Here is a 23,289-nt window from a genome sequence, read left to right as displayed (position 1 = left end):
TAGGGAGAACAGAGCAATATGTAGGCATGAATCGAAAAAATGCTGCATTTTTTCTAGCTTTTCCCTATGTTAGCTGATAGGTTTGTTTGGTCAAATAAAAGCCATACAAAAAATTTATACAGTATCCGATCTTTTGGAGAAAACGGCTAAGTTAATATTTTTATGATTTCAAAAATTAATCTAGCCTTAAATGGATAGAAAGGAGTGGATCTTTTGGATATACAAGCAGCGGAGAAGCGAATAAAGGAACTGCATAATCTCCTCAATAAATATAATTATGAATATCATGTGCTCGATAATCCATCTATTCCTGATGCAGAGTACGATAGATTATTAAAAGAACTTATTTCTTTAGAGGAGCTATTTCCTGCGTTAAAAACAAGTGATTCCCCGTCTCAACGCGTAGGTGGAGAGATTTTGTCAATGTTTTCTAAAGTTCAGCATCAAAAGCCTATGCTTAGTTTAGGAAATGCTTTTAATGAAGAGGATTTAAGAGATTTTGACCGAAAGATACGTCAGGCAATCGGCGATAAATTTTGTTATGTCTGTGAATTAAAAATAGATGGATTAGCAGTTTCTCTTCGATATGTAGATGGGCTATTTGAAATTGGTGCGACAAGAGGGGATGGAACTACAGGGGAAGATATTACTGCAAATTTAAAAACAATCCGGTCCGTTCCCTTGCGTTTAAAAAAGCCAGTTAGCATTGAAGTGCGGGGAGAAGCATTTATGCCAAAAAAATCATTTTTGGACTTAAATGCTGCCAAAGAAGAAAATGGAGAAGAGCCATTTGCTAATCCTCGCAACGCTGCTGCCGGTTCATTAAGACAGTTGGATCCACGTATTGCAGCATCTAGAAATCTGGATATTTTCTTATATGCCATTGGTGATGTTGGCCAAACAGGGGTTGAATCACATAGTGGAGGTTTGGACTTATTAGATGAATTAGGTTTTAAAACAAATAAAGAAAGAAGAAAATGCGACTCAATTGAGGAAGTAATGCAATATGTAGAGGAATGGCAAGAGAAACGGCCGAATCTTCCATATGAGATAGACGGTATCGTTATTAAAGTGGATGGATTAGCAGATCAGGAAAAGTTAGGAACAACTGCTAAAAGTCCAAGATGGGCTATAGCTTATAAATTCCCTGCAGAAGAAGTGGTAACAAAACTAATAGATATTACATTAAATGTTGGCAGAACCGGTGTTATTACTCCAACAGCTGAACTAGTACCAGTGAAAGTAGCGGGAACAACGGTTAAAAGGGCATCTCTTCATAATGAGGACCTAATTCGAGAAAAAGATATAAAAATTGGCGATATGGTGGTTGTGAAAAAGGCGGGAGATATTATTCCTGAAGTAGTGAATGTTTTAGTGGAAAGACGGACAGGGGAAGAAAAAGACTTTCATATGCCAACACATTGTCTAGAATGTGAAAGTGAATTAGTTAGAATTGAAGGAGAGGTTGCCCTTCGATGCATTAACCCAAAATGCTCTGCTCAGATTAGAGAAGGGCTTATCCACTTTGTTTCCCGCAATGCCATGAATATAGATGGGTTGGGAGAAAGAGTCATAAGCCAGCTTTTTAAAGAAAAATTAATAGAAGACGTCGCAGATTTATATGTTTTAACATATGATCAGCTTATTCAGCTAGAAAGAATGGGCGATAAGTCAGTCACAAACCTTCTGAATGCTATTGAAGTATCGAAGAATAATTCTCTTGAAAAATTATTATTTGGTTTAGGAATCCGGCATGTTGGGGCAAAAGCAGCCAAAACCATTGCAATGGTATTTGAATCAATGGAAAATCTTTTATATGCTACAAAAGAGCAGCTAATAGAGATTAATGAAATTGGTGAAAAAATGGCAGATTCTATTGTTACCTATTTCGAACAAGAAGAGGTAGCAGCACTAATTAGTGAACTAAAGTCTGCTGGAGTAAATATGTTATATACAGGGCCAAAATTCACTGCAGCAGAAAGTTCTGATTCTATTTTTGCAGGTAAAACAATTGTGCTTACAGGCAAAATGGAGATTCTTTCCCGTAATGAGGCAAAGGAAAAGATTGAAGCATTAGGAGGAAAAGTAACTGGGAGTGTCAGTAAAAAAACTGATTTAGTCATTGCTGGTGAAGATGCTGGAAGTAAGCTGACAAAAGCACAGGAACTAGAAATTGAAGTTTGGGATGAAGAAAAGTTGTTGGAAGAATTAAAGATTAAAGGTGTGTTCGGAGAATGAAAAAAAGCTTTGCATTAGCGTTAAGTCTCGTCCTATTGTTATCTGCTTGTGCGCCGAATTTTCAAAAGGAAGAAGAAGTGCAGGACAATACAGCAAATAATAGCTCAGAAGATACAGCGATACTTCCTAAATATAAAATATCCGATGATTATTACAGCATGAAGCTGCCATTTAAGTCGTCTGCAGCAAGAGGATTAGTAGTCAATAACTTAAATACAAGATATGATATCAGCGAATTGGAAACAGGTTTAATGCGTGTTGCCCAAAATACATTTGATCCTGACAAATATTATTTTCAAGAAGGACAGTATTTAAGCAAGGAAGTTGTTTCAAGTTGGCTTAATCGTCAATATACTGCAAAAGAACTAAAGGCAAATAAAATGTCCGAAAGTGATAATGTTGGCTTGAATCCTTCTGATGAAAATAAATCTCTAAAAGAAAGCAGTGAGATGGAGCCGATTTATTTGGCTCATATATTAGAACATGATTATTTAATCAAAAGCAAAGATTCTGATAAAGTAGTGCTTGGTGGAGTAACGATTGGACTTGCTTTAAACTCTGTTTATTATTATCAAAAGGAAAAGAATGGCGCAACCTATAGTGCTCCAATATCAAAAGCAAAACTAGAAAGTGAAGGAAAAAAAATCGCTGCTGAAGTAATAAAGCGAATGAGAAAAATGAAAGGTTTAAGTTCTGTTCCAATTACGATTGCGTTATTTGAGCAGAAGGAAAGCTCATCTGTTGTACCAGGAAACTTTATCGCTTATTCTTCAGCTGAAAAAGGAAGTTCAAATTTAGAAGATTGGAAAGACATTAATGAAGAGTATGTACTATTTCCAAATGGAAAAAGTAAATATAAGTCTGATGAAGATCCATTTTCTTATTTTAAACAAGACATTGAAGAGTACTTTCCGAATTTTAATGGGGTAGTCGGCAGAGCATTTTATGTTAATAATAAACTGCAAAATTTAAATATAGAAATACCTATCCAGTTTTATGGAAAAGCAGAGGTTATTGGCTTCACACAATTTACTGCTGGAAACGTAGTAGAACATTTCCCAGCAGATATCTCTGTACAGGTCAGTATAACGTCTGTAAATGGCGCAGAGGCGTTAATTGTGCGGGACGCTGGTGCAGATGAGCCATATGTTCATATTTATAATTAAAAAATAACTAGCACAGAAGCTTTTAGACTGCTTATTCTTTTTTAGAAAGAATAAGCAGTCTGAATGGCTTTTTTATTTTGCAGATATATTATAGAAAGAAAAATCAGGATTTTTGTTGAATAGAGCCATTTATAAAAAAGGATGTATCACAGATATTCACAAAAATTTACATAGGTACAGGTTTTTTCTCAAATGTTTAGAGTATAGTAGTAAAGAGAAATTTAAGGGAAGGAGATAGATGTAAGATGTCAAATCCAAATGTAGATGATTATATAAAACAAGGAGTTTATGGAGCAAAGGAAACAAAACCAGAGGAGCGCCGGGAATTTCTTGGCACCTTGCGAGAGCGAGTAGTAATAGCTCTTAAACAATCACAAGTTCTAGAAGATTGTGTTTATGAAGAAGTAGAAAATGCAATAAAAAGCAGCATAGGCGCCAAACTTTACTTAAATGGGCATCTTGATTATGCTTATTTGTCTAAATATATTAAGGTGGCTAATACGTATAAAATGGAATATACGATGGTTACTAATAAAGACTATGTAAGTGAGATTGGTTTATTAGTTGCTTATGGTCATGCAATCGAGAAAGCGGAAATATTTGTATCAAAGAACAAGGAAACTGAAGACCAGCAACAAACGGAAAAAAAGGGTCTTTTTTCTAGTTTAGGAAGTTTGTTTAAAAAATAAGCAATTCAAATGAGAAGACAGCTTTTAAAAATGAATTAAAATGAGGATGGGACATAAGTATTCTAGCTGAAGAAAAACACGAACCATTATACGGAAATTACGTATAATGGTTCGTGTTTTTAGGTTTTTAAAAGGGCGATTTCAGTAAAGTTTGTTGTTATTACCCGCAGCCTGAATACACTTCGCTTTCCGTGGGGCTCTTCGGCTTCGCCTGCAGGGTCTAAGCTGTCTCGCTAATCCCATAGGAGTCTACGTGTATTCAGGCTGCTCAGTTTTTCCAAATAATTAATTTTTTCTATTTTTTTAAATTTTTTTTAGATAACAACCTTTAAAAACGAAGTGGAATGGAGCGGAGGACACTCCACTCCTGCGGGAAGTAGAGGAAAGGCTGAGAACCCGCAGGTGTGCCGAGGAGGCTCAGCTTCCTCCCCGCGGAAAGGGAGCGTCTGTAGCGCAATGGAACAAATTAGTTTTTACACTTGACTATATTTAAAAACACAAGTAACCAAGATTGCGAAACCAGCCTTTATTTTAAAGCTAAATTAGAGATTATTCGTCTTTACAAACTATCTAATTAGTTGTGTCCCAACCTCATTTTTTTTTGAAAAATAGCTACTTGAAAAAAATTGAACCAAAGCATTAGAAAAATGAAGCAATGGACCAACTATTATCCATATAAAGATATCTAAGCTATACAGCTTATGGGGACAATCCTTTGAAGTCAGTTATTTAAACTAATGTAATGGCGAAAAGGATTTTAGCACTTATGTTTATAAATAAGCCTATTGTGCAATAAAAAGAAGAGGGATATTAATCAATAAAGACTTAATGCCGCCGTTAACGAGGAAGAAAATTAGAAGAGAAAATTTATATTGCACAATTAAATTGTGTGCAATATAATTAATTTAATGAAATGCAACTACAAATTTATACTGGAGGGATCTATTATGTCAGAAACAATATTTACAACGTCTGTAACAGCTATTGGCGGAAGAGAAGGAAGAGTGGAATCCGAGGATTATGTTATTCAGCTTGAAACGGCTATGCCAGGAACTCCTCGCGCTAAGGAATTAGAAGATGCAACAAATCCTGAACAACTTTTCGCAGCAGGATATGCAGCCTGTTTTGATGGTGCATTACAATTAATTGCAGGAAGAGAAAAGGTTAAATTTGATTCTGAAGTAACAGCAAGCGTTAGTTTAATGAAGGATGCAGCAGATCAAGGGTTTAAACTAGGAGTAACTTTAAAGGTTAAAGGCACTGGTATAGAAAAGGCAAGATTAGAAGATCTAGTGCATAAAGCGCATCAATTCTGTCCATATTCTAAAGCGACTAGAGGAAATATTGATGTGAAATTAGAAGTGGCTACAGCTTAATATAAAAAATGCCTCTTTACAATAAGGAGGCATTTTTTTTTACGTATTTGTAAGCTGCTGCAGCAATTGTAATAGAGAGTCCTTCAGTGCTTGAAATTCTTCTTGGTTTTTTCCAGATAAATGAAAGATTTCAATAGGAATATCTTGTGCCTTTTCTTTTAAAGAGCAGCCTTTAGCCGTTAACGTTATTAAAACAGAGCGTTCATCTTGCATGGAGCGCTCTCTTTTGATTATCTGGTTCTGCTCCATTCTTTTTAACATGGGGGTTAACGTTCCTGAGTCTAGATAAAGCTGTTGGCCAAGCTCTTTTACAGTAAATGTTTTATGTTCCCATAATAGAAGGAGAACTAAGTACTGTGGATAGGTTACTCCTAATTCATCTAATAATGGTTTATATTTTTTTGTCATTTCTCTAGAGCCAGCATATAACAAAAAACAGAGCTGATTTTCTAACTTTAATAAATCTGTTTCTTTATTCAATTTTTTCACCCCATTTTCTGCTGTATTTCTTCTATATAAGATTGTTGAAAGAGGTTAGAGTTGTTAATAATGCCTGTAATTAGGAGCAAGTTTAAAATGGACAAACTATACTATCACTTATTGTATAAGATTTTCAACGTTTTTACTAATCAAGTATAATATTGAAGAAGTTTTTATGATAAATACATCTTAAAAGTAAATAATCTATTATAATGAAGTAGGATCTTTTGCACACTTATCTACTTTTTTGCGACAAGATCGACGATAAAGTGATTTTACTTTATGGTTCTTGTTGCCTTACTTAAGCGTTGTTTGATATTATCAGATTATTGTGCTGTTCGTATATTTTGGAGGTGACAATTATGTCAAGAATTACAATTGAAGAAGTAAAGCATGTTGCAAACTTAGCCAGACTTGCTATTACGGAGGAAGAAGCAGAAAAATTTCAAAAACAACTGGATGCTATCATTTCCTTTGCTGAGGAGCTAAATGAATTAGATACAGAAGGAATTGAGCCAACATCTCATGTGCTAGATATGAAAAATGTAATGCGTGAAGATGTAGCAACAAAGGGTCTGTCGATTGAAGAAGTAATAAAAAATGCACCAGATCATCAAGATGGACAAATAAAAGTGCCATCTATTATCGAATAAGGAGGGAACTAAATGAGTTTGTTTGATCATAAGATTAGAGATTTGCATGAATTGCTGCAAAAGAAAGAAGTATCTGTTACTGATTTAGTAAAGGAATCATATAACCGCATCAAAGATGTAGATGATAAAGTACAAGCATTCGTAACATTAGATGAAGAAAATGCCTTAACAACGGCCAAATTATTAGATGAGAAGCTAGTTGCAGGGCAAATGAAAGGTTCCCTTTTTGGCATGCCTATTGGAATCAAAGATAATATTGTAACGAAAGATTTGCGTACTACATGCTCTAGTAAAATTCTTGAGAATTTTACTCCTATTTATAATGCAACTGTAATGGAAAAATTACATACTGCAGAAACAATTACGATTGGAAAATTAAATATGGATGAGTTTGCAATGGGCTCTTCTACGGAAAATTCCTATTATCAAAAAACAAAAAACCCATGGAATCTGAACACTGTGCCAGGTGGTTCTTCAGGCGGTTCAGCAGCTTCAGTTGCTGCTGGTGAAGTTTTATTTTCTCTTGGTTCTGATACAGGTGGATCCATCCGCCAGCCAGCAGCATACTGTGGCGTAGTCGGTTTAAAACCAACTTATGGACGCATTTCCCGTTTTGGTCTTGTGGCATTTGCTTCATCTTTAGATCAAATTGGCCCAATTACAAGAACGGTAGAAGATAATGCCTATCTTCTACAAGCAATTTCAGGTATGGACCCAATGGATTCTACATCTGCCAATGTAGAAGTTCCTGATTTCGTTAAAGGTTTAACTGGTGATATAAAAGGTTTAAAAATTGCGGTGCCAAAAGAATATCTTGGTGAAGGTGTACAAGAAGATGTACGAAACTCTGTGCTTGAAGCATTAAAAGTTCTAGAAAAATTAGGAGCAACTTGGGAAGAAGTTTCATTGCCTCATAGCAAGTATGCTTTAGCTACTTATTATTTACTATCTTCTTCAGAAGCATCTGCTAATCTTTCTCGTTTTGACGGTATTCGTTATGGTTATCGTGCGGAAAATGCGGAAAGCTTAATCGATCTATATAAAAAATCACGTGCGGAAGGCTTTGGAGATGAAGTAAAACGCAGAATAATGCTAGGAACTTTTGCGTTAAGTTCAGGCTATTATGATGCTTATTATAAAAAGGCGCAAAAAGTGCGTACATTAATTAAAAAAGACTTTGAAGATGTATTTGAAAAATATGATGTCATTATTGGACCTACAACGCCAACGCCAGCATTTAAAATCGGAGAAAATGTTGAGGATCCATTAACGATGTATGCTAACGATATTTTGACAATTCCTGTTAACTTAGCAGGTGTTCCTGGAATATCTGTACCATGCGGTTTTTCAAACGGTTTGCCATTGGGTTTACAAATAATTGGAAAACATTTTGATGAACAAAGTATTTATAAAGTTGCTTACGCATTTGAACAAGCAACAGACTATCATAATCAAAAACCAACACTGTAAGGGGTGAAAATTATGGAATTTGAAACAGTCATTGGACTAGAAGTACATGTAGAGTTAAAAACAAAATCAAAAATCTTCTCAAGCAGTCCGAATCATTTTGGCGCTGATCCAAATACAAATACAACCGTAGTTGATTTAGGATATCCTGGTGTTCTGCCTGTATTAAATAAAAAAGTAGTCGACTATGCAATGAAAGCATCGATGGCACTAAATTGCGAAATTGCTACAGATACAAAATTTGATCGCAAAAACTATTTTTATCCTGATAATCCGAAAGCATATCAAATATCTCAGTTTGATAAACCAATTGGCGAACACGGATGGATTGAAATTGAAGTCGATGGCTATAAAAAGAAAATTGGTATTACACGTGTGCATATGGAAGAGGATGCTGGAAAATTAAATCATGAGAATGGCTATTCATTAGTGGACTTTAATCGTCAAGGTACACCTCTTATTGAGATTGTATCAGAGCCAGATATTCGTACACCAAATGAAGCATATGCTTATTTAGAAAAATTAAAGTCCATTATTCAATATACAGATGTATCGGACTGTAAAATGGAAGAAGGATCTCTTCGCTGTGATGCGAATATTTCTATTCGTCCAGTCGGACAAGAAGAATTCGGCACAAAAACAGAATTAAAAAACTTAAATTCTTTTAACTTTGTTCGCAAAGGATTAGAGTATGAAGAAAAGAGACAAAGGGAAGTAGTAACAGCAGGCGGTGTAATTGAACAAGAAACTCGCCGTTTTGACGAGGCGACAAGCAAGACACTATTAATGCGTGTAAAAGAGGGTTCAGATGATTATCGTTATTTCCCAGAGCCTGACCTGTTAGATCTTTATATTGATGAAGACTGGAAAGCACGCATTCGTGCAGAAATTCCAGAACTTCCAGATGCTCGCAAAAAACGTTATATAGAAGAACTTGGATTGCCAGAATATGATGCAAATGTTTTAACTGTCACAAAAGAAATGGCAGATTTCTTTGAGGAAACTGTTGTCAAAGGTGCAGATGCAAAATTAGCTTCCAACTGGTTGATGGGCGATGTTTCTGCCTATATCAATGCAGAACAAAAAGAGCTAGCTGAAGTGGCTCTTACACCTGAAAACTTAGCTGGAATGATCAAATTAATTGAAAATGGAACGATTTCCAGCAAAATAGCGAAGGTAGTATTCAAGGAGCTAATTGAAAAGGGTGGAAGTGCAGAAATCATCGTCAAAGAAAAAGGATTAGTGCAAATCTCTGATGAAGGTGCATTGCTTAAGATTATTGGAGAAGCATTAGATAATAATCCACAATCCATTGAAGATTTTAAAAATGGCAAGCAAAAAGCGATTGGTTTCCTTGTAGGACAAATTATGAAAGCCACAAAAGGACAAGCAAATCCGCAAGTTTTAAATAAATTGTTAGTACAAGAAATTTCTAAAAGATAAAAAGGTAAAAAGCAAAGGAAAACATTCCTTTGCTTTTTGTCTTTTTTCGACAAGATCGTATTTCATTTCCCAGGAAAAGTGCTGATTTGCAATTTTTATCGACAAAAGAGTTCCAACATAAAAATTCATGGTTTTTTCTTCGGGTTAATTCGATCTTTTTTAAGATTTTTATCATTAAAAACTGGTTCCTGATGATGAATAAAATTGATAATATTAGAGCGATGAAGATAGATTAATAAGATTAGATAGAGAAAAAAGAGCAGTTCATGCTTTAAGCCTGGTTCAATGAGAACATATAGGAGTAGTGTCATTCCAATTGAGATGCTGCCTAAAAAAACGTATTTTGTAATAAAGATAACAAGAAAAAAAGTAATATAAGAAATAAAAAGCATCAAAGGATTTGCAATAAGCAATGCCCCAGCTGTTGTTGCAATAGCTTTTCCCCCTCTAAATCCAGCTAGTATTGGAAAACAATGGCCAAGAACGGCAGCAAGACCAAGGTACAAGGGGTCTATATCTACTTCGAAAAGAAAGGGAAGTGCAGCAGCCAGCGCTCCTTTGCTGACATCGAATAGTAAAACGGTTACTCCGGCTTTTTTTCCAAGTACTCTTAGAGAATTAGTTGCTCCTGGATTAAAACTGCCATACTTCCTGATATCAATTCCATAAAACACTTTACCGATTATTAATGCAGTAGGGAAGGAACCAACTAGATAAGCGAAAAAAAAGAGTGTAAACAAAGGCATTCTCCTTCTTGTGAATTTCTTGCTACTAATAATATATGCCAGGAGAAGTTTAGGTTTGTCCATTTATCCTTTATTTTTGTTTTTTTTGCATGAGGATAACGCTGTTGATTTTTATGCAAATAAAAAAAGGGAGAATTGTTCCCTCCCTTTTTAAAGCTATTGAAGACTTTCAATTGTGAGACTATCTACAGAAACAACTAGTTCTTCTGTATCTATATAATCAATAGATACGTTCATCCCTTTTTCGATAAAAATACTATAAGGAAAATCAGTAGATGAGACTTGGAAGATTTTATTCTGTCCAGACAACATAAATTTCACCATCGTACTATTTGTTTCCTCTGCTTTATATACATAGCTAATTTTTCCTGCTGTTTTTTTCTTGTTTGCAATATCTGTTGGAATACTTTTGTCATCCTTTAATTGTGTAGCAAGTGCGTATTTATAATCATTAAATAGTTTAGCTTTTGCATTGCTGTGACTGTATATTTTTTCATCCTTTGCGTTTACAAGCATCATTTCTCGGAGGACACTATTGCTGTCCATAAGTGGCACTACCCATGTAAATTGTCCATAAATTGTGTAAAGCAATGGAGTGCCAGCCTCATATTTTTCCGCTCGGAATGTTTTTTCAGCAACATTTATGGCAGCTTTTCCATTTAGTGATCCGTTGGCATCTGTATAGAAGGTTAATTTCCCTGTACGAGCATTCATCATGGAATAGCCAACCATTGAGCCGCTTCCGGATTTTGAACGAGTGAAATCAGTAAACCAGTTTAACTGCAAATCTTTATTAAATACACCGTTGACTTCATTGATATCTTCCCATTTTGTTGGAGAAATGATGTCTTCTTTAGAGAAGATAGTATTCCAAAAGCCATGGACATATTTTCCGTACCATTCATTCCAATCTTCGGCCACACTTGTTGGAATAACATGATCAATATATTCTGGGATATTATTTAACAAATAGTTTTGAATATCTCCTGTTTGAGGATTTACCACATAGATTCCTTTTATATCGACCATTTGGCGGAATTTATTATAATCACCATATGGAAGAACATAATATGGGTTATCTTGATCATCAGGTTCAAAACTTGCTTCTAGCAAAATAGTATGTTTATATTTGCTGCGAACGAGCCTCTTTAAGTCTTCTTGAAAATAAGCGGATGGCACATATTTCATAGCTGCTTTTACTAATACGGCATCTTTATTTTCGTCTTCTGCGCTCATTTTAATATATCCTGGTACATCTTTTCCTTTTGTCCATTTAAAAAAACCCGTATATTCAATAGGTGTGACCCAAAACAGTTCTCCATCAATTTTTTGCAGTGTAGAATCCCCAAGGTCATAGTAGGAGGAATGAGCGAGTTCTCCTAATTTTTTTTCACTTCGGTATCTGGCATAGCTTTCTGGCACTACTGCAATATGCTTTTCATCCATAGATTCTTTTTCACGACTTGCTACTGTTGTTTTTTTTACGACAAATTCATATTTATCATTTGCGATTGTATAAGGGTACACAAATTGCAAATAGGCACTTATCAATAAAAAAAGAATGGCGAGTGATCCAAAAATGAAATATCCTTTTACATGTGGATAAATTAAATCACAAAGAAAGAAAAAAGCCATATAAAGCAAACCGAATTTTATTAATGCTTCTGTAGAATAATCAATCAATTGGATATAATCTAAAATAAATAAAAAGAATAGACCGAAAGTAACACGAAAAATTTGAAAATAAATAAAGCTTCTTTTTTTGTAATAAGCGATCCAAACAAAGGGATTTAAAGTTAATGCAAGTAAAGCAAATAAATAAAGCATTGTTTTCCTCCTTTTTAATAATTCCCACCATTAATACGTAAAGAAGGATAAATAGTTTCATTATTATCCTTTTTTCACATAAAAAATGCCAAAAGGAAAAGCTATTTTTTAGCAAATATATGATAAGACAATTGTATAATTCCTCATGAATTCTTAGAACAGTAGATACTTAGCTTAGGGATGCTCCTTTAAAATGTAGTCTTAAGAAAAAAATTTTAGAGAGTGTAGGGATGATATGGATATATAACGTCTATTGGTATAGAAGCGGGTTAAAGAAGGGGGAGAGAAGGATTAGTGACTCGATATTAATTGAAAAAGTAAAGCTTGGAGACGACGAAGCATTCCGACTATTAGTGGAAAAATACCGCAATGATTTGTTTCGGGTCATCTATAGTGTTCTAAAAGATCAAAAGGAATCAGAAGATGCTGCACAAGAAGTTTTTATGAAAATCTATACTTCTCTCCCCAAATACGAAAACCAGGGCTTTAAAACATGGATTACTAGAATTGCTGTTAACCATGCCATTGATATAAAAAGAAAACAGCAAAGAAGAAGAGAAAATATCGCAGAAATCGTGGAATTTGATATGGAAGATAAAGATGGAAAAGACTTAGAAACAGAAGTTATCCATCGAGAAAGGCGGAGATTAGTAAGAGAACGGTTAAATGAACTGCCAGATAATTATCGAGATGTTATATATGGGTATTATATTGCCGAAAAAAGCTATCAGGAAATGGCACTGGAGCAAAATGTCCAAGTGAAAACAATTGAGACAAAGCTGTATCGAGCGAGAATTTGGATGAAAAAGCACTGGAGGGAGGAAGACTTTTTATGACAACCCATTATACTTATGACCAATGGCTAAAATATGTAAACGATAAATTGGATGAGGATATGCGAATTCTGTTAGAAGATCATTTATATAGTTGCGATGAATGTCTTGATTTATATGTAGGTGCGGTAGCAGAACAAGAAACAGTACTTCCTGCTATCTCTAATGAAACCACTTTTACAGATCAAATTATGATGAAAATAGCTTATGCAGAAGAAGAAAAAGAAGTCAAACAGCAAAAGAAAAAACGATTGTTTTATCAATCTTCTCTTTTTCATTATATGCTTGCCGCAGCTGCTACAATATTTTTAATGTCTACAGGGGTCTTCCAAACCGTCATTCAACATACACAGACGATTCAAAGAACCGAGGTTTCAGCAAATAAAGAATCTGAAATGAATAGATTTGTGGATAAAACATTTTCTTGGATAGATACATTGGAAAACAACAAGAAGGAGGAAAAGAAAAAATGAAAAATCCGATCGTCGCATTTATATTAGCATTTTTTCCCGGAGGAGGGTTGTTTTATATCGGAGAAAAGGTCAGGGGGTTTTTGTACGGCACTGCTGTATTTGGATTAGCATTAATGACAATTTTCATCCAAAGCACCATGTATACTGTAGGAGAGATAATAATCTTTTTGGTATTGCTTGGATTTATCATTTATTGCATCAGCATAATTGATACTTTTATTACAACAAGCAGATATTTAAAAAGGAAACTTCCTGTTGAAAAACAAACAGTTGATGGGGAGCCGTTATTAGTAAATACAGTGGAATCTGAACGATTTTATACCATTGTTCTGTCTTTTGTACCAGGTTTAGGACATATTCAATTAGGTTTAATGAACCGAGGCTTGACTTTATTAACTTCATTTTTAGGACTAGGAATGATGGTGCTGTTTGTTACATTTCTGACAAGCAGAGAAGAATTTCTTGTATTTCTTGCTTTTCTTCCTATTATATGGATATATGGATTTTTTGATGCGATGCAGCAGTTTACAAAAAAACAAAATGGAGAGCCTTTAATCGATCAAACCATTTTTCAAGATTTTGAGAAGCATAGAGAAGAGGGTAAAAAGAGCAAAGTGGTTGCTACTTTTTTATCGATTTTTCCGGGGGCTGGTCATCTGTATTTAGGGCTGCAGCAAAGAGGAATTCAGCTAATGGCAGCTTTTTTATTTTCAATCTTTATATTAAATGAATTAAGAATGGGCATTTTTTTATTCCTAATTCCTCTAATTTGGTTTTATAGTTTTTTTGATGGATTGCAAAAAGCATCTAAAGCAGGAGAGGAACGGCCGTTAGAAGACACGCCTGTTATTTCCTATCTGATTAACCATCAGAAATGGTTTGGTATAGGCCTTGTTCTCTTAGGTATATATTATTTAATGTTAAATATTTTATTGCCAATTTTTTCTCCCAAATTAAATGGGATATTTAATATCGATCTTCAATACTTGTTTTATCAATATTTTCAGACGGGAATTGTATGCATAATCCTTATTTTTGGCGGAATATATTTATTAAAGGGAAAGAAAAAAGCAACGAATAAATAGAAAAACATTCGCAGTTTTTGTTTTAAAAACTGCGAACTTAAGGGGGAGCAAATTTGAGAACATGGCGCGTTGGCACTTTTTCCATGGGGATGTCATTACTTTTTTTAGGAGTTTTTTTGTTATTATCTCAATTTCTTCATTGGGATTCCACAATGGTGCTAAGAGTTTGGTGGCCTGCTCTTTTAGTTATTTTAGGAATAGAAATTTTGATCTATTTAATTACTTCGAAACAAGAGAAACCCTATTTAAATTTTGATTTGTTTAGCATCATTATAGTCGGTATTGTGGGAACAGCAGGTATAGCAATTGTTTTTTTGCAATCTACTGGATTGATGCATTTATTCGAAGAGGAAATGACGAAAGAAGAAATAACAATGGATTTGCCGGCATTAGATGTTTCGATTAAAGATAATATAAAAAGAATTGTTATTCAAACACAAGGACAAAATATGCCCTTAAATATTGAGGGAACATCTGAAGATTTTGTTTCTTTATTTGGAACCTATCGAACGGTCAATTCAGAAAATAAAGTTATTTTAAATAAATCAAAAGATTATGTGCTTGTAAAAGAAAAAGGAGATACTGTTTACTTGCAGATGAAAGAATTGCCTAAACATTCATCAGGTTTTTCATCTTCCTATGCCACTACTAATGTGACTTTTCTTATTCCAACTTCTGTGAAATTAGAGGTTGAGGGAAATAATGAAACAAAAGTAAATCCTCGCCATTTGCAAAATGATTGGAGCATTATAAACGCATCATCTCTAGAACTGAATTTAAAAGATACAAATAATGTAATGGTTTCTGTCAAGGATACTGAGATTTTAGACAGCGAAAATCAACAATGGAAAACAGCGGATAAAAAGGAAAACGATGCGGACGGGGATTCGGTGGAAGCAGAATCTTTAACAGAAGCAAAGTATTTAAAAGGAAAACAAAATACAAAAATTTCTATCGTAAACAGTGGAACTTTACATATAACAAATAATTAATGAGGAAAGACCTGTAACATACAGGTCTTTCCTTTTAGATATACATCAGATATTCTACAAAGGATTAAAGGTAAGAACTAGGTTGAGAATATAGTGATAAGGGTATAATATGGAAAGATCTTGCTTGCGATAAGAATGTGAAGTTTATTAAAGGCGAATAAGGAAAGTAATCCTTATTTATTGTGTTAAATATTGCCTATCGAACTAGTTATCGTTTATTATGTTAGTTGGTAATATAGATCGAAATCTTGAAAAATAGGATGGATGAGTATGAAACGGGCAAGAATTATATATAATCCTACTTCGGGGCGTGAAGCATTTAAAAAGCATTTGCCAGAGGTGCTTAAAAAGTTAGAAAATGCTGGATATGAAACGTCGTGCCATGCAACAATAGGACCGGAAGACGCTACAAAAGCGGCTAGAATTGCAGTGGAAAGACGGTTTAATCTAGTTGTGGCTGCAGGCGGCGATGGTACGATTAATGAAGTAGTAAATGGATTGGCTGAACTTGATTTTCGTCCGAAATTGGGCATTATACCTGTAGGAACAACAAATGATTTTGCAAGAGCATTACATATTCCAAGAGATATAGAAGCTGCTGCAGATATTATCGTAAAAGGTGATACTATTCCTGTTGACATTGGTCGAATGAATGACAAATATTTTATTAATATTGCTGGTGGAGGCCGTTTAACAGAACTAACATATGAAGTGCCAAGCAAACTAAAAACAATGATTGGACAACTTGCGTACTATTTAAAAGGGATTGAAATGCTTCCATCTATAAAAGCGACGAGTGTAAAAATTGAATATGATGGCAAACTTTTTGAAGGCGAGGCAATGCTATTTTTAATAGGATTAACAAATTCGGTAGGTGGTTTTGAAAAATTGGCTCCTGGAGCATCTATTAATGATGGACTTTTTTCCTTGCTGATACTAAAAAAAGCGAATTTAGCAGACTTTATTCGAATTGCCACACTTGCTATTCGTGGGGAGCATATTAATGATTCGAATGTTATTTATGCAAGCGCTAATCATATAAAAATTACATCAGAAGAAAAGGTACAATTAAATCTGGATGGTGAATTTGGTGGCTTGCTTCCGGCAGAATTTGTGAATTTATACAGACACTTTGAAGTGTTTGTGCCACTAGATAAAATTCGGGAAGAAGATCGTCCGGAAAATATAAAAATGATAGATCAGTAATGTATTGGAACGGAGTGGGCCACTAGTATAAGCTCACTTCATTTTCATATTTCTCCTCTAAAAACTTCCTATAATAGATTCCCTCATTTTATGTTATGATTAAAATTTATGAACTAATTTTCTTTAATCTCCTATTTCCAATAACAATACGTAAAGGAAGAAGTATATGAGTCGAACATTACCCGTTCAAAAGAACGATATAATAGATATAGTATTTGAAGATTTAACACATGATGGTTCTGGAGTGGCAAAGGTCGAGGGTTATCCACTTTTTATCCCCAATGGACTTCCAGGAGAGAAAGCGAAAGTAAAAGTAGTAAAAGTAAATAAAAATTATGGCTTTGGAAGATTATTAGAGCTACAAGAAAAAAGCCCTTATCGTGTAGATGCGCCTTGTCCAATCTATAAAGAATGTGGTGGATGCCAGCTTCAGCATTTAAGCTATGAAGGGCAGATGCAAATCAAGCATAAGCATGTGAAAGATGTTTTAACGAGAATTGGAAAAATAAATACACTTGTTCATCCTACTATTGGAATGAGCGAACCTTGGCGCTATCGAAATAAAGCACAAGTTCCAATTGGTGAACAAGAGGGCGGTTTAATCGGTGGATTTTACCAACAGCGTTCCCATCAAATCATTAATATGGAGGCATGTCTTATTCAACAAGAAGAAAATGATGCGGTGGTGAAGCAAGTAAAAGAAATCTGCAATAAATATGGAGTAAAAGCATATAATGAGGCAAATCATAAGGGAGATTTACGCCATATTATGGTGAGAAGAGGATTGATAACGGGAGAAATTATGGTTGTATTGATTACCCGTACCAATGAAATTGTTCATAAAAATAAAATTGTGGATGAAATAGTGAACAATATTCCTTCCATAAAATCAATTATCCACAATGTGAATAATAAGAAAACAAATGTCATCATGGGTGACAGTACAAAAGTCCTTTGGGGAGAAGAAACGATTACGGACTATATTGGGGATGTTAAGTTTGCTATTTCAGCACGTTCCTTTTATCAAGTAAATCCAGAGCAAACGAAAGTTCTTTATAATAAAGCCCTTGAGTATGCTGATCTAAAAGGTGAAGAAAATGTAATAGATGCATACTGCGGTATTGGTACGATTTCACTTTTCTTAGCGAAAAAAGCAAAACAAGTGTTTGGCGTTGAAATTGTTCCGCAAGCAATAGAAGATGCAAAAAGAAATGCAGAGTTAAATGATATCCACAATGTAGACTTCGCTGTTGGAAAAGCAGAAGAAGTTATTCCAGCATGGTACAAAAAAGGGAATGAGGCAGATATATTGGTAGTAGATCCGCCAAGAAAAGGCTGTGATGATGCTCTATTGCAGACGATTGTAGAAATGAAGCCCAAAAAAGTGGTTTATGTATCCTGCAATCCGGCAACATTAGCAAGAGATTTGCGTGTATTAGAAGACGGAGGTTATCAAACTCTTGAAGTGCAGCCTGTTGATATGTTCCCGCAGACCATGCATGTAGAATGTGTTGCACAGTTAATTCTAAATTAAATAGCTACTAAAAAGACCTGAAAATTGTAAAAACTTTTGCGATTTTTAGGTCTTTTTTTGTCTTCAGTTCTCTTTATTTCGATTTTTCTTCCTAGGATAATCTTTTTCTGAGTCTAGTAGGGCGTAGAATAGAAGAGGGCAAGCAAGGACGGATACTTAATGTGAGAAAATATTACGTGTTCGACAATGAATAGCTATTGCAATACTTTTTTACTAGTCATATTATACAAAAAATTCTGATCATTTCGTAAAAAAACCTAATGATTAATTATTGTTAACTGTATAAAATGAAGTTATATCACAGATTATGTTATAAAAAATAACATTTTAAGTAATATTAAACGACGTTTGAGTATGACGGAAATCTAGTTTCAAGATCATTCTGTCTAAATATTTGGAAAGAAATAAATAGAAACATACATAGTAGACAAACAAAATGTCTTTAAAAAATAAAATCAAGAACTAGGCAATTATTAAGGGGAGGGATAACATTGACTGCTAATAAAAATCAAATCGTATCATTTCAACAAGTGGATAAAATCTATAATACAGGTACAGTAGCTTTAAGTGGTTTGGACTTAAGCATAAATGAAGGGGAATTTATTAGTTTCTTAGGTCCGTCTGGATGTGGAAAATCAACTGCGCTGCGGATGGTAGCGGGTTTAGGAGAAGCGACAAGAGGGAAGGTGGAAGTTTTTGGGGAAACTCCTAAAGAGGTGATTAAAAACAGCAATGATATAGCATTTGTTTTTCAAGATGCTAATCTGCTTCCATGGAGAACCGTTCTAGATAATGTGATGCTGCCACTCGAATTAAGGAACTCTAATAAGAAAAGCCAAAAAGAGACAGCGTTAAGAGTGCTTGAGATGGTGGGGCTAAAGGATCATGTGAAATCATATCCTAGACAGCTTTCAGGTGGGATGAGAATGAGGGTTTCTATCGCCCGAGCATTAGCAGCAAAACCTAAAATGCTTTTAATGGATGAACCATTTGCTGCATTAGATGAAATGACAAGACAAACTTTGCAAAATGAATTGTTAGAAATTTGGAAAAAAGAAAATACAACCATTCTTTTTGTGACACATAATGTGTATGAAGCAGTATTCCTTTCTACAAAAATTGCCGTGATGTCTGCAAGACCAGGAAGGTTATCATCCATTATTGATGTAAACCTCCCTTATCCGCGGGAAAGAATCGATAATCAATTTAATGAGTATGTGGATTTAGCATCCCATAGTCTGGAAAACAGTGCGATTGAAAGGAGCATTTAATATGATGACACAATCAGCAGTAACAAAAGGTCAAAATGTAGTGGTTGAACAGCCGAAGAAAAAATCATCGAATGTATGGAATATCTTTAAACGTTCATTTTTAGGACCGATTATAGCGTTAGTTCTATTTCTTTCTATATGGCAGTTTGTGCCGATGATGCTGGATATAAAACCATTTATTTTGCCAAAGCCGACAGATGTAATCAATGCAGCAATAGCTGATTGGGCGTTACTATGGCCTGCTATACGAATTACGATTACGGAGTCTCTAATTGGATTTTTATTAAGTGCTTTCATTGGAATTGCTATTTCAGTTGTATTGGCTAGTTCCAGAATTCTTGAAATTAGCATTTATCCATATGCAGTTATTTTGCAAACTATACCTGTTATTGCAGTAGCACCAATTGTTGTAATTTGGTTTGGCTCAGGGTTTAACTCTATCGTTATTATTTCTTTTTTAATTGGATTCTTTCCTATTGTTTCTAATACACTAATGGGATTGAATTCTGTTGATAAAAATATGCAGGAATTATTTACATTATATAATGCTTCCAAATGGAAAACGATGTGGAAACTTCGTATTCCTGCTGCGATGCCATATATTATGACAGGTTTGAAAATTTCTAGCACACTATCTATTGTTGGTGCCATTACTGGTGAATATATAGCTGGTATCGGTGGTGGAAAAGGCGGCTTAGGCTATGCAATTACTGTGGCAGCTGTACAGTTAAAAACTCCATATTTGTTTGCCTGTGGAATTGCTGCAGCAATTTTTGGAATTTGTTTTTATCTTATCGTAAATTTATTTTCTTATTTGATGCTTAAATCATGGCATGAATCTGCGATGAAGAATGAAAAATAAAGAGAAATAACAGTAAAGAGGGGGATATTATGAAAAAATTGCGCAAAATTAATTATTTATTGTTAGGACTAGTATTTTTATTCGCACTTACAGCTTGCGGCGGCGGAGAATCAGAAAAAACGTCAGCAGGAACAAATTCAGAAAAATCGAAAGATGTAAAAATTGTCTTAAACTGGTTTGCGAAAGCGCAGCATGGTGGAGTTTATGCGGCTCAAGAAGACGGAATATTCAAAGAAAATGGTTTAAATGTAACAATTGAACCAGGAGGCCCTCAAGTATCCTCTATCCAAATGGTTGCATCAGGTAAAGCACAATTTGGACTTGCACATGCGGATCAAATTGTTATGGCAAAAAATGAAGGGATTGACTTAGTGGCAGTAGCAACTGCTATGCAAGGAAGTCCGCAAGCATTAATGTTTCATAAAGGAGAAGGAATTAAAGATTTTGACGAATTAAATGGAAGAGAAGTATATATTCAGCCGGGTATTACATACTGGGAGTTTTTAAAATCAAAATATGATTTAAGTAAAGTAAAAGAAATGGCTTATACTGGCCAACATACTAACTTTATTGCTAATAAAGATTCAGTGAGTCAAGCATTCGTCACATCAGAACCTTTTTTCTTAGAAAAAGAGAATATTGAAACAGAAACAAAATTAATCTCAGATGCAGGTTATGATCCATATAATGTTGTATTATATGTGTCAAAAGATTATCTAGAAGAAAATGAAGATACTGTTAAAGCATTTACTGAATCCTTTGTAGAAGGCTGGAATGCTTATAAAGATTCATATGAAGAGATAAATAAAGCGATCAAAAAGGATAATAGTGATATTGAATTAGATTCTTTAAAGTTTGAGGCAGAAACACAAGCTGATTTTGTCTATGGCAAAGATGCTGAAACAAATGGAGTAGGTTATATGACAGAAGAGCGTTGGGCAACGCTTATTACTCAATTGCATGATTTAAAACTATTAGATAAAACGTTTGATGCAAATGATATTTTCACAACTAAATATTTACCTGGAAAAGAATAGGTTCCTAAAATTTAAGCTGAGTTTCCTTTGGGGAGCTTAGTTTTTTCTATGTAGGTATAAATAATTAGTTGGTTTTCTAGAAATAAAAGCTTTATATTGCACATAACGGAGGAAATTTATGTTTAAATTATGGAATAATCTTGCATTAAGCTGGAAATTTGGACTTGGACAAATGGTTACAATCTTACTATTTTGTATTTCTACTTTAATAGTTTTTAATCAGATGAATGAAGTGAAAATAAATATTCAAGAATTGCAAAAAAAGGGAGACCAATCTATCGAAATCACGGAAATAGGATCATTATTTAGAACAAAGGATATTAATATTGCTGATTATATTAGTTCTAAGACTCTTAGTACAATGGATGAATATAATAAAGTAGGAGCAGAATTCAATAAAGTATATAAGTCTATTAAAGAAGATATGAGTACGGAAGAACAAAAGAAAATGTTAGATAAAATTGCTGAAAATAATGAAAAGATGGATGTGTTATTTTTAGAAAAAATTGTACCAGCAGTTCAAACAGGAAATGAATTTCAATATTTATCCTTTCGCACACAAGCTCAAATGATTAGGACAGTTACTTTAGAGCAATTAGAAAAGCTGAATGCAATTGTAAGTAAAGAAAGGATTGTACAAATAAAAAATGCCAATGAAAGTTTACAGCAATCAATTATTGTGCTGATATTATCTATTATTATTTCAACAATACTTGGAATTATTGCTGTAACCATAATAAATGGATTAATCAAACAAAAGCTAAATCAAGTTGTAGAAATGGCAGAAGAAATAACGAAAGGAAATCTAGATATTAAGGAATTATCTTATAACGGAAATGATGAAATCTCCCAACTTGGCGGTTCTATGAATCGAATGGCCAGACAACTCCGAGAAATGGTTACGCACATCTCTCACTTATCAAAGGAGGTAACCAGTAAATCTGGCATATTAAATCAATCTGCTTTAGCGATAAATGAGGGAAGCCAGCAAGTTGCAGTGACCATGGAGGGAATTTCGGCTGGAACAGATACCCAAGCACGTTCTGCTATGACGTTAAATGATGAAATGAAAAAGTATAATTCTCTTGTAAAATCTTCTGCTGAAAATGGGGAGTATATAAATCAGGCTTCTATTACTGTATTAAACTTTACGAAGAGTGGAAATGACTTGATGAAATCTTCTATTAGTCAAATGAATGCTATCGATCAAATTGTCAGTCAGTCTGTAAAAAAAGTAAAAGGATTTGAAAAGCATACGAAAGAGATCTCAAAAATTGTTGAAGTAATAAGTGGTATTGCTAAACAAACGAATTTATTAGCTTTAAATGCAGCAATTGAAGCATCAAGAGCAGGAGAACATGGAAATGGCTTTGCGGTGGTTGCAGAAGAGGTGAGAAAACTGGCTGATCAAGTAACCTTATCTGTTAAAGATATAATAATAATTGTAGAGGATATACATGAAGAATCCAGCGGGGTAGTTTTATCCCTTGAAAAGGTTTATAAAGAGGTTCGAGAAGGCTCTAAGCAAATAGAAATGACAGGAATAACCTTCGAACAAATAAATCAATCTGCTTTAAAGATGGCAAAAATGATAAAGGATGTATCACAAAACTTAATGATGCTAGCAAACAGCAATGAAATGGTTTATCAGTCAATTGAAACAATCTCCTCTATTTCTCAAGAATCGGCAGCGGGCATTGAAGAAACAACAGCAGCAATCCAAGCATCCAATAGCTCTATTCAAGAAGTAACAAGTCAATCTAATCAACTAGCAAATCTTTCAGGTGAATTAAATAACTTAATTCTGCATTTTAAGCTATGAGAGAGGGTAAAATGTAATTTCTATGACTGAATGGAATACTGTTTTCAGTAGACATATAAAGGAAAATAATTGGATAAAAAAATCCAGCA

The 23,289-nt window shown here is 34.3% G+C and carries 20 protein-coding genes; 17 read left to right on the top strand and 3 right to left on the bottom strand.

The window, feature by feature from the left end; all coding sequences use genetic code 11:
• The first annotated feature begins 213 nt into the window (after positions 1-213).
• The 4 genes from ligA to CWS01_RS03305 all read left to right on the top strand — a co-directional run bounded on the left by ligA (position 214) and on the right by CWS01_RS03305 (position 5,469).
• A complete protein-coding gene (gene ligA, locus CWS01_RS03320) occupies positions 214-2,238 on the top strand; it encodes an NAD-dependent DNA ligase LigA (protein WP_101175629.1) in 2,025 nt (674 codons plus the stop codon).
• Positions 2,235-3,404: a CamS family sex pheromone protein gene (locus CWS01_RS03315; RefSeq protein WP_101175628.1), complete on the top strand. Its 1,170-nt coding sequence runs from the start codon at positions 2,235-2,237 to the stop codon at positions 3,402-3,404. The genes ligA and CWS01_RS03315 overlap by 4 nt, the downstream gene beginning before the upstream one ends.
• 245 nt (positions 3,405-3,649) lie before the next feature.
• Positions 3,650-4,093, top strand: a complete 444-nt coding sequence (locus tag CWS01_RS03310) for a YueI family protein (RefSeq protein WP_101175627.1) — start codon at positions 3,650-3,652, stop codon at positions 4,091-4,093.
• 947 nt (positions 4,094-5,040) lie between these two features.
• Entirely contained in the window at positions 5,041-5,469 is a 429-nt protein-coding gene (locus tag CWS01_RS03305; RefSeq protein ID WP_101175626.1) for an organic hydroperoxide resistance protein, read from the top strand.
• 39 nt (positions 5,470-5,508) lie between these two features.
• On the opposite strand, the gene CWS01_RS03300 is transcribed toward CWS01_RS03305, so the two are convergent.
• Positions 5,509-5,949, bottom strand: a complete 441-nt coding sequence (locus tag CWS01_RS03300; RefSeq protein ID WP_235851962.1) for a MarR family winged helix-turn-helix transcriptional regulator — start codon at positions 5,947-5,949, stop codon at positions 5,509-5,511.
• A 362-nt stretch (positions 5,950-6,311) separates the two neighbouring features.
• On the opposite strand from CWS01_RS03300, the gene gatC reads away from it, so the two are divergent.
• Genes gatC through gatB form a run of 3 tightly spaced genes read left to right on the top strand, consistent with a single transcriptional unit; the run spans position 6,312 to position 9,512 of the window.
• Entirely contained in the window at positions 6,312-6,602 is a 291-nt protein-coding gene (gene gatC / locus CWS01_RS03295; protein ID WP_101175625.1) for an Asp-tRNA(Asn)/Glu-tRNA(Gln) amidotransferase subunit GatC, read from the top strand.
• A gap of 12 nt (positions 6,603-6,614) precedes the next feature.
• Positions 6,615-8,072: an Asp-tRNA(Asn)/Glu-tRNA(Gln) amidotransferase subunit GatA gene (gatA, locus tag CWS01_RS03290; RefSeq protein ID WP_101175624.1), complete on the top strand. Its 1,458-nt coding sequence runs from the start codon at positions 6,615-6,617 to the stop codon at positions 8,070-8,072.
• 12 nt (positions 8,073-8,084) lie between these two features.
• The gene (gene gatB, locus CWS01_RS03285; RefSeq protein WP_101175623.1) at positions 8,085-9,512 is read left to right on the top strand and encodes an Asp-tRNA(Asn)/Glu-tRNA(Gln) amidotransferase subunit GatB; all 1,428 of its coding nucleotides are present in this window, start codon (positions 8,085-8,087) and stop codon (positions 9,510-9,512) included.
• Positions 9,513-9,637: 125 nt separating this feature from the next.
• On the opposite strand, the gene plsY is transcribed toward gatB, so the two are convergent.
• Both plsY and CWS01_RS03275 read right to left on the bottom strand, forming a co-directional pair.
• Complete coding sequence (plsY, locus tag CWS01_RS03280) at positions 9,638-10,258, bottom strand: glycerol-3-phosphate 1-O-acyltransferase PlsY (protein ID WP_101175622.1); 621 nt, start codon at positions 10,256-10,258, stop codon at positions 9,638-9,640.
• Positions 10,259-10,414: 156 nt separating this feature from the next.
• Complete coding sequence (locus CWS01_RS03275; protein ID WP_101175621.1) at positions 10,415-12,085, bottom strand: hypothetical protein; 1,671 nt, start codon at positions 12,083-12,085, stop codon at positions 10,415-10,417.
• A 230-nt stretch (positions 12,086-12,315) separates the two neighbouring features.
• On the opposite strand from CWS01_RS03275, the gene CWS01_RS03270 reads away from it, so the two are divergent.
• From CWS01_RS03270 to CWS01_RS03225, 10 genes are all read left to right on the top strand, one after another.
• Positions 12,316-12,921 carry an RNA polymerase sigma factor gene (locus CWS01_RS03270; protein ID WP_101175620.1) on the top strand — a complete coding sequence of 202 codons (606 nt, stop codon included), beginning with the start codon at positions 12,316-12,318 and terminating at the stop codon, positions 12,919-12,921.
• Positions 12,918-13,391 (top strand): anti-sigma factor, encoded by a 474-nt coding sequence (locus CWS01_RS03265; protein ID WP_101175619.1) that lies wholly within the window; start codon positions 12,918-12,920, stop codon positions 13,389-13,391. The genes CWS01_RS03270 and CWS01_RS03265 overlap by 4 nt, the downstream gene beginning before the upstream one ends.
• Positions 13,388-14,476 carry a hypothetical protein gene (locus CWS01_RS03260; RefSeq protein WP_101175618.1) on the top strand — a complete coding sequence of 363 codons (1,089 nt, stop codon included), beginning with the start codon at positions 13,388-13,390 and terminating at the stop codon, positions 14,474-14,476. Before CWS01_RS03265 ends, CWS01_RS03260 begins: the two co-directional genes overlap by 4 nt.
• A 53-nt stretch (positions 14,477-14,529) precedes the next feature.
• Positions 14,530-15,468 carry a LiaI-LiaF-like domain-containing protein gene (locus CWS01_RS03255; protein WP_101175617.1) on the top strand — a complete coding sequence of 313 codons (939 nt, stop codon included), beginning with the start codon at positions 14,530-14,532 and terminating at the stop codon, positions 15,466-15,468.
• Between the two features lie 270 nt (positions 15,469-15,738).
• Positions 15,739-16,674: a diacylglycerol kinase gene (locus CWS01_RS03250; protein ID WP_101175616.1), complete on the top strand. Its 936-nt coding sequence runs from the start codon at positions 15,739-15,741 to the stop codon at positions 16,672-16,674.
• A gap of 166 nt (positions 16,675-16,840) precedes the next feature.
• Positions 16,841-18,208 carry a 23S rRNA (uracil(1939)-C(5))-methyltransferase RlmD gene (rlmD, locus tag CWS01_RS03245; protein WP_101175615.1) on the top strand — a complete coding sequence of 456 codons (1,368 nt, stop codon included), beginning with the start codon at positions 16,841-16,843 and terminating at the stop codon, positions 18,206-18,208.
• A gap of 491 nt (positions 18,209-18,699) precedes the next feature.
• Positions 18,700-19,479, top strand: a complete 780-nt coding sequence (locus tag CWS01_RS03240) for an ABC transporter ATP-binding protein (RefSeq protein ID WP_101175614.1) — start codon at positions 18,700-18,702, stop codon at positions 19,477-19,479.
• Between the two features lies 1 nt (position 19,480).
• Positions 19,481-20,341 carry an ABC transporter permease gene (locus tag CWS01_RS03235; RefSeq protein WP_101175613.1) on the top strand — a complete coding sequence of 287 codons (861 nt, stop codon included), beginning with the start codon at positions 19,481-19,483 and terminating at the stop codon, positions 20,339-20,341.
• Between the two features lie 29 nt (positions 20,342-20,370).
• Complete coding sequence (locus CWS01_RS03230) at positions 20,371-21,378, top strand: ABC transporter substrate-binding protein (protein ID WP_101175612.1); 1,008 nt, start codon at positions 20,371-20,373, stop codon at positions 21,376-21,378.
• 118 nt (positions 21,379-21,496) lie between these two features.
• The gene (locus CWS01_RS03225; protein WP_101175611.1) at positions 21,497-23,200 is read left to right on the top strand and encodes a methyl-accepting chemotaxis protein; all 1,704 of its coding nucleotides are present in this window, start codon (positions 21,497-21,499) and stop codon (positions 23,198-23,200) included.
• Positions 23,201-23,289 lie beyond the last annotated feature (89 nt).

Source organism: Niallia nealsonii, from assembly GCF_002835805.1.
Taxonomy (GTDB): Bacteria; Bacillota; Bacilli; order Bacillales; family Cytobacillaceae; genus Niallia; species Niallia nealsonii.
This window is presented reverse-complemented; position numbering and strand designations above follow the sequence as displayed.